Annotated in this window: 1 protein-coding gene and 1 pseudogene; both read left to right on the top strand. The window is 63.2% G+C overall.

Features of this window, described 5'->3' with window-relative positions; all coding sequences use genetic code 11:
* Nucleotides 1-54: 54 nt before the first annotated feature.
* Nucleotides 55-285, top strand: a pseudogene (locus tag IB223_RS18755) (transposase); the annotation flags it as partial.
* Nucleotides 195-1,214, top strand: a complete 1,020-nt coding sequence (locus tag IB223_RS18940; RefSeq protein ID WP_225591216.1) for an IS3 family transposase — start codon at nt 195-197, stop codon at nt 1,212-1,214. The pseudogene IB223_RS18755 and the gene IB223_RS18940, both read left to right, overlap by 91 nt.
* Nucleotides 1,215-1,236 lie beyond the last annotated feature (22 nt).

The raw sequence follows: 1,236 nt of genomic DNA on the forward strand, positions 1-1,236 counted from the left end.
CGGTAGTTCCCACGGTTCAGTGGACACCTTGACCTAACCCTCAGGAGTGTCCCAATGCCAAAGCCAGGCCCCAGAACCATCCATCGCTACAGCGATGCCTTCAAGGCTTCTGCCGTCCGCTTGAGCCAGCAGCCCGGCGTGCGGGTCGGCGATGTCGCCCAGTCGCTTTACATCCATCCCTACATGCTGTCTCGTTGGCGAAGGCTCGCGCGGGAGGGCGTTATCGTGACCAAGGGTGCACCGATGGATCCGTCGACCACGGCCGAACTGAAGGCGCTGCGCAAGATCAAGCGGCAGTACGAGCAACTCAAGCTCGAACACGACCTTTTAAAAAAAGCGATCGCGTTCACTTCCGATCGAAAAGCGAAATCTTCGCCTTCATCGAGCACCACAAGGAAACCTGTCCGGTGAGGGCGATGTGCCGTCTCCAGCGGGTCAGTGCCGCTGGCTACTATGCATGGTCTCGGCGGCCCGCTAGTGACCGCCAGATCGAGGATGCCTCGCTGGTGGAGGAGATCCGTCGCGTGCATGAGGCCAGCCGGCACACTTATGGCAGCCCACGGGTCCATGCCGCCCTCAGGCGTCAGGGCCAGTCCGTGGGTCGCCGCCGGGTTGAAAGGCTTATGCGGCAGGAAGGCATACGCGCCTGCTCGGCCCGCCTCTATCGCCGACGTCCCGGCCTGGCGCGGTTCTTGGACAGCGTCCCCAGCCGTGCCCACGAACAACGTTGCGATCGACCCGATCAAGTGTGGGTCGGCGATGTCACCTATCTCAAGGTCGCTGGCCAATGGCGCTATCTGGCCACGGTGATGGATCGCTACTCCCGCCGCCTGCTGGGCTGGTCGCTGGGGCCCGAACGCACGGCGTCGCTGACCCGCCGGGCCCTGGCCGCCGCCCTGCGGACACGCGCGCCGGCCTGCGATACGCTCTTCCACAGCGACCGGGGCATCGAGTTCATGGCCAATGGCTTCAGACAGGGATTGGAGCGGGCCGGGCTGGTGCAGTCGGTCAACCGGCCGCGCCGCATGAACGACAACGCGCACATGGAGTCATGGAACAAGTCGATGAAGTCGGACATGTATCACCGCGGTCGCTTCGACAGTGAACGCGCGCTTCGCTCGGCGATCAACAACTACATCCAGTTCTACAATCACCAGCGCCTGCACTCGGCGCTGGGCTATCGATCACCGGTGGAATTCGAGCAGTGCTGCTAGAGAACCGGTGTCCACTTTTTCG

This window comes from Pseudoxanthomonas sp. PXM03 (assembly GCF_014852005.1).
Lineage (GTDB): Bacteria > Pseudomonadota > Gammaproteobacteria > Xanthomonadales > Xanthomonadaceae > Pseudoxanthomonas_A.